Genomic DNA, 2,278 nt, shown 5'->3' with positions numbered 1-2,278 from the left:
GGCTTCGCCGGCGCGGCGGCGCGCGCCGGCTTGCCGGGCGTCGCGGTCCGCGCGGGCCTGGCCGCCGCCGTGCCGCGCGTGGTCTTCGCGGCGGTGGCCTTCGGCGCGGCGGCCTTCGATGGCGTGGTCCTTGACGTCGAGGTCTTCGACGCCGTGGCCTTCGAGGTCGTGGTCTTCGAACTCGTCGTCTTCGTGGCGCCGGCGCGTGTCGTCTTCGGCGCGGCGGTGGAGCGGCCGGGCTTGGCGGTGCCGGCTGCGCGCGCCGGCTTGGTCGCGGCGCTGCGGGCGGATCCGGTGGCGCGGGGGCCCGCCGCGCTCTTGCGGCGGGTCTCGTCCGGGGTCTTGGGGGTGCGGGCTATGGCGGCCTCCTGTCTGGGCTTTTCTCTGCGCTGTATCGCGGGTCAGGGGGGTGGGGCCAGCGCGGAATGCCCGCGCGCGGCATGACTGGCAAGGCCGTTGCCGGAACGCCGCAGCGCCGTGGCGCTGGCCGGATGCTCGCGGGCCGGGATCAGGCCCCAGGCGGCATGCCCGCCGCCCTCCCGATCGGGCAGCACGGCGCCGGCTGGGCGGCGGTGCCGGCGCAGCGTGCTGGCGGCGGCGCCGTGCAGGGCAGGCCGCGTCCAGCCCGGGCGGGGCAGCACCGCCATCGGCGTCCGCGCCGCCAGGCTGCGCCACTGCCGCCACCGGGGCAGCTGCGCCAGGTTGTCGGCGCCGATGATCCAGACGAAGCGCGCGCGTGGGAACAGCCGCGACAGCCGCCGCAAGGTGCGGGCGCTGTAGCGCTGGCCGATGGACGCCTCGATCCCGGTGGCGAGGATACGCACGCCATCGGCGATCGCCCGCGCCGAGGCCAGGCGCTGCGCGAAGGGCGCCATGCCGGAGACCGGCTTGAGCGGATTGCCGGGCGAGACCAGCAGCCAAACCTGGTCGAGCCGTAGCGCCCGCAACGCCTGCTGCGCCACGTGCCGGTGCCCCGCATGGGCTGGATTGAAGCTGCCGCCCAGCAGGCCGATGCGCCGCCGCCGGCGGTCGCCCCACCGGCCGGGGCCGGCGCGGCCCGGCCCGGGCTGTTCCGCCGCCACCGTCAGGGCCGTGTCTGCCCCGAGCCGAGGATCTGGTAGCGATAGGTGCAGAGCTGCTCCAGCCCCACCGGGCCGCGCGCATGCAGCCGGCCGGTGGCGATGCCGATCTCGGCACCGAAGCCGAACTCGCCGCCGTCGCAGAACTGGGTCGAGGCGTTCCACAGGCCGACGGCGGAATCCAGCCCGTCCAGGAACGCCTGGGCCACCGCGGCGTCCTCGGTGATGATGGCCTCGGTGTGCTCGCTGCCATGGCGGCGGATATGCGCCAGCGCCGCCTCGGGGCCGTCCACCACGGCGATGGACAGCACCGCCTCCAGCCATTCCGTGCCGAAATCCGCCTCGGTCGCGGCGGGCAGTTCCGGGCAGATGGCGCGGGCGCGCGCATCGGCGCGGAATGCGCAGCCCAGCGCGGCGAGATCCTCGACCAGCAGCGGCAGCAGCCCCGGGGCGATGGCGGCGTCGATCAGCAGGGTTTCGGTGGCGCCGCAGACGCCGGTGCGGCGCATCTTGGCATTGGCCAGCACGGCGCGGGCCGTGGCGGGCTCGGCGGCGGCGTGGACATAGGTGTGGCAGAGCCCCTCGGCATGGGCCAGCACCGGCACCCGCGCCTCCCGCATCACCCGCGTGACCAGCCCCTTGCCGCCGCGCGGGATGATCAGGTCGATCAGCCCGGCCGCGCCCAGCATGGCGCCGACGAAGGCGCGGTCCTGGGTGGGGGCGATCTGCACCGCCGCCTCGGGCAGGCCGGCCTGGCGCAGCCCCTCCGCCAGACAGGCATGGATGGCGGCGGCCGAGCGGGCGCTCTCGCTGCCGCCGCGCAGCAGCACCGCCGAGCCCGCCTTCAGGCAGAGCCCGCCGGCATCGGCGGTGACGTTCGGGCGGCTCTCGTAGATCATGCCGATGACGCCGAGCGGCTGCGCGACGCGGCGGATGACGAGGCCATTGGGGCGTTGCCACTCCGCCAGCAGGCGGCCCACGGGATCGGGCAGGTCGGCGATCTCCTCCAGCCCGCGCGCCATGGCCTCGATGCGGGCGGGGGTCAGGGTCAGGCGGTCGCGGAAGGCTTCGGTGATGCCCGCCGCGCCGGCCAGATCGGCCGTGTTGGCGGCGAGCAGCTCCGGCTGCCGCGCCCGCAGCGCCGCCGCCGCCGCCCTGAGGGCGGCATCCTTCGCCGGCCGCGCTGCGCGGGCGAGCCG

3 protein-coding genes are annotated in these 2,278 nt (G+C 76.4%); 1 reads left to right on the top strand and 2 read right to left on the bottom strand.

Annotated elements, in window-relative coordinates; translation table 11 throughout:
• Positions 1 to 444, top strand: a 444-nt coding sequence (locus tag ACVMLK_RS20760; RefSeq protein ID WP_457487508.1) for a hypothetical protein, incomplete at its 5' end; no start/stop codon positions are given.
• Here the strand turns inward: ACVMLK_RS20760 and ACVMLK_RS20755 are convergent.
• Both ACVMLK_RS20755 and ACVMLK_RS20750 read right to left on the bottom strand, forming a co-directional pair.
• Positions 402 to 1,082, bottom strand: a complete 681-nt coding sequence (locus tag ACVMLK_RS20755) for a nicotinate-nucleotide adenylyltransferase (protein ID WP_457487507.1) — start codon at positions 1,080 to 1,082, stop codon at positions 402 to 404. The genes ACVMLK_RS20760 and ACVMLK_RS20755 overlap by 43 nt on opposite strands.
• A 2-nt stretch (positions 1,083 to 1,084) precedes the next feature.
• The coding region (locus tag ACVMLK_RS20750; RefSeq protein WP_457487506.1) for a glutamate-5-semialdehyde dehydrogenase at positions 1,085 to 2,278 on the bottom strand (1,194 nt) is incomplete at its 5' end.

The sequence above is a fragment of the Teichococcus aerofrigidensis genome (genome assembly GCF_054073225.1).
This window is presented reverse-complemented; position numbering and strand designations above follow the sequence as displayed.